The organism is Candidatus Cloacimonadota bacterium (assembly GCA_019429305.1).
Lineage (GTDB): Bacteria > Cloacimonadota > Cloacimonadia > Cloacimonadales > JAJBBL01 > JAHYIR01.
Window position 1 is genome coordinate 1 of sequence record JAHYIR010000050.1, and the last position, 3,322, is coordinate 3,322.

Annotated in this window: 5 protein-coding genes; all 5 read right to left on the reverse strand. The window is 40.0% G+C overall.

What is annotated here, in order from left to right; translation table 11 throughout:
- Positions 1 to 147: 147 nt before the first annotated feature.
- Positions 148 to 372: an SHOCT domain-containing protein gene (locus K0B81_09695; GenBank protein ID MBW6516865.1), complete on the reverse strand. Its 225-nt coding sequence runs from the start codon at positions 370 to 372 to the stop codon at positions 148 to 150.
- Positions 373 to 620: 248 nt separating this feature from the next.
- Positions 621 to 1,289 (reverse strand): hypothetical protein, encoded by a 669-nt coding sequence (locus tag K0B81_09700; protein MBW6516866.1) that lies wholly within the window; start codon positions 1,287 to 1,289, stop codon positions 621 to 623.
- A gap of 10 nt (positions 1,290 to 1,299) precedes the next feature.
- Positions 1,300 to 1,494 (reverse strand): hypothetical protein, encoded by a 195-nt coding sequence (locus K0B81_09705; GenBank protein ID MBW6516867.1) that lies wholly within the window; start codon positions 1,492 to 1,494, stop codon positions 1,300 to 1,302.
- A gap of 158 nt (positions 1,495 to 1,652) precedes the next feature.
- Positions 1,653 to 2,744, reverse strand: coding sequence for an ATP-binding protein (locus tag K0B81_09710; protein MBW6516868.1), 1,092 nt, complete (start codon positions 2,742 to 2,744; stop codon positions 1,653 to 1,655).
- Between the two features lie 143 nt (positions 2,745 to 2,887).
- A complete protein-coding gene (locus K0B81_09715) occupies positions 2,888 to 3,100 on the reverse strand; it encodes a hypothetical protein (protein MBW6516869.1) in 213 nt (70 codons plus the stop codon).
- Between the last annotated feature and the right edge of the window lie 222 nt (positions 3,101 to 3,322).

Sequence of the window (3,322 nt, forward strand, 5' to 3'; positions counted from 1 at the left end):
CGGGGCATGATAAATTTTTAATCTTGCTTTGCCACATTAAACAACCCTGAGCGTAGCGACGGGTGACATATAATAGCCTGAGGTTTTAACCTCAGGTAATGGAGCTCCGCTCCATTTGGGTGGCGGGTGGGTTTAGATAATCTATCATTACTCCATCAGGTCTTTCTTACGCTGATCAAATTCTTGCTTATCTATTTCGCCCCTGGCATATCGTTCCTTTAGAATATCAAGGGGTGATTTATCGCTTTGACGGTTATTGCTGGTATTTTGATTTAATGCCTTGACCACGATCCATATCACAATCACGAGAATTAAGATACCGATGATCCAGCCGAAGCCCATTCCCCAGCCATGTCCAAAGAATTGGTACATCATGATAACCTCCTTCTTATTCTTTTATTTATTAACTCTTTGTTAGCTTTAATGTTGCTTGTTATTATGAAAAAGTCCAACCATAAACTTTTTTGCTTGCTTTAGTCCAATTCTTTCTCTCTTTTTGCTTTTCCTTCCATTACTGTATCTCAATCATTCCTCCTTGTCCTCCGTGCTTCTGTGGTTCATTTTTTCCTTCTTGCTATTCTTTCCCCTTGCATACAATTCCATCAACAGAGGTTCTCGTATCACGACAGGATCATCATATTTCGTCTATACGAGAGGAGCAGCTTACGCCCCTGGATCAGTTCAAGTCCGATAATGCCCTCTATTTTCAACGAAACTATTGCCATATTGAGCAAAAGGGGGAAAACACCAAAGCGCAGGGTTCGTAAATTCTCATTCAGGATTACTTTCACCAGATAGGTCTTGGTCTCGAACTCTCCGAAGAAGGGATAAAAATCCTGGAAATCTCCCGCTTCGGGATAATCGAGGTTATGGTCCTGAGTAAAATATGAGATCTGTGCTCCCGTGTCAAAAAACATGCGGTAATTTTTCCCTTTTATTCCAACGTCGATACAGGGGATACCTGACACCAACTCTGTCTTGAGTATCAGACCATTGGCTGAGATATGATCTTCGGAAAAGGTCATTTGACCTGCAGCAAGGTCGAGCAGTACATCATGTTCCCGGATCACATTGTTACCCAATAAACCGTCAGTATGATGCCCGATCAGATCGGTTAGTTCTTCCGGGAACTTTTTGGAATCCTTTTCTGACAGAGGGTACAATCTCTCTCCGATCATCAGGTCGTGTTTACTGAAACTTACCGGACTGCCGGTATCGATAAGCCAGCTCTTATTCCCAACCGTGATATACAAATGCCCTTTTTTGATCTCCAACGGATACTGATACATAATAACCCCTTTATTTTTTATCTGCTTCCTGCAGTATCTCCCAAGCTCGTTCAATGATCATTTCCGAGCAGCTGTCTGCGAACAGAGCATCGCAGGATTCCATTAACTCTTTGTTCCCCTGCCAGAGCCCGAAATTGTTACGGATCCATGCTCCTGCACCATGATGAAACATGATCAGATCATCTCGCTTGGTTTCCCGCAGCATTTTCTTATCCTAATCTTTCATCAACTCAAGGAGCCGATTAGCTGCCTCTTCCAATGTCTTTGGCCACTCTGTTTCCTTTTTCGACATAGCCCCTACTAAAAAATATTGTTATTATATGTTCTCATAAAAGAATTAACCTGATTATTCTCCTAGAACTACTATTTGTTTTCTAACAAAAATTCGAGATAATTTTTAGGATTGATGATCTGAAACGTAGCTTTTGGATATGCTTTAGTAAAAGCCAAAGGTGTTCTGACAGCTTTTTGGGGGTTCCATTTTATCTCAAATCCTCTTAAGAAGCTGTTTTTTATCTCCAGGAGATCAATTTCCTGCTGACTGGTCGTTCGCCAGAAGTAATGATCGAAATTAGCTCGTTTGTTCAGCAACTGCTTCCTTCTTTCAGTAATGATGTAGTTCTCCCATAAGGCACCGGTATCGGTTCTCATATCGGGAGGATTGAAATTATTTATCAAGGCATTACGTATCCCATTATCCCAGAAATATACCTTCACACCCCGTTTCAGTTCATTTCTCAGATTTTTACTGTAAGAACCTAAACGATAGATTATAAAACTCTGTTCCAGGAGATGAATATATCTTTCCACAGTCTTTCTGTCTAAGCCAACATTATTTCCCAATTCGGTATAGGAAACTTCATTCCCGAGCTGGAGAGCTAAAGCTATGAGGAGTTTTTTTAACAGATCAGGACGCTTAATATCCTGAAATACAAGAATATCCTTAAAAAGATAGGACCCGGCAATTTCCTTGATGATCTCTACCGGCATACTCTTTTCCAGATAAACCTCAGGATAATTACCAAAAATCAGTCTATGCCTCAAGCCGGCTATTACGGCATCAATACCTTCATACTCATACAATTCTTCAGTCGATAGAGGGTGTAAAATAAACTCAAATTTTCTACCGGTAAGAGGTTCATTAATGAAATTTGAAAGATCAAGAGAAGATGAACCGGTAGCAATTATCTGGATTTCAGGAAGAGTATCAATAATGGCTTTGAGTTTTATGCCGATATCACTAACCCTCTGAGCTTCATCTATCAAGAGGTATGAGAAACGACTAAAACTTAGCTTGATATCCTGTTGATTTCGGAAATTAAATCCCTCCTGTCCATCGATCAAATCGCAGTTAATGAACTGGACATTATTCAGGTTGCTGGAAATTTCCTTTAGGATAGTGGTTTTCCCTGTACGCCTTGCCCCGTAGATAATTATTGCTCGCTTTTTTTGCATGAAACCGTACAGATTACTTAAAATAGTTCTCTTTATCATAATCATAGCACACCTCAAAGTCAAGATTGATAAACTCGAAGAAAAAGTCAATAAATATTGTATTTCGGGGAATTAACTCCCCGATTATATATATATTTAGGGAATTAACTCCCCTTTCCCTGCAGTATCTTCCAAGCCCGTTCAATGATCATTTCCGAGCAGCTGTCTGCGAACAGAGTATAGCAGGATTCCATTAACTCATTGTTCCCCTGCCAGAGCCGGAAATTGTTACGGATCCATGCTCCTGCACCATGATGAAACATGATCAGATCATCTCGCTTAGTTTCCCGCAGCACTTTCTTATCCTCATCTTTCATCAACTCAAGGAGCCGATTAGCTGCCTCTTCCAATGTCTTTGGCTACTCAGTTTCCTTTTTCGACATAGTTCTTCCCGATCAATGTTATCTTGATTAGTTTAGAAAGATTAGTACTCATAGTCAAGCAATGTTCAGGGAAAAGATAACTAATAGTACTGATAAAACAAATGTTAAACTTGACGAATATAGATAAAATCGGATTTATGAAATGGAGGTGAGTTA

Excerpts from the sequence above, each read along its gene's own strand:
- K0B81_09695 (MBW6516865.1), bottom strand. The coding sequence starts at position 372 with ATGTACCAATTCTTTGGACATGGCTGGGGAATGGGCTTCGGCTGGATC.
- K0B81_09700 (MBW6516866.1), bottom strand. The coding sequence starts at position 1,289 with ATGTATCAGTATCCGTTGGAGATCAAAAAAGGGCATTTGTATATCACG.
- K0B81_09705 (MBW6516867.1), bottom strand. The coding sequence starts at position 1,494 with ATGCTGCGGGAAACCAAGCGAGATGATCTGATCATGTTTCATCATGGT.
- K0B81_09710 (MBW6516868.1), bottom strand. The coding sequence starts at position 2,744 with ATGCAAAAAAAGCGAGCAATAATTATCTACGGGGCAAGGCGTACAGGG.
- K0B81_09715 (MBW6516869.1), bottom strand. The coding sequence starts at position 3,100 with ATGAAAGATGAGGATAAGAAAGTGCTGCGGGAAACTAAGCGAGATGAT.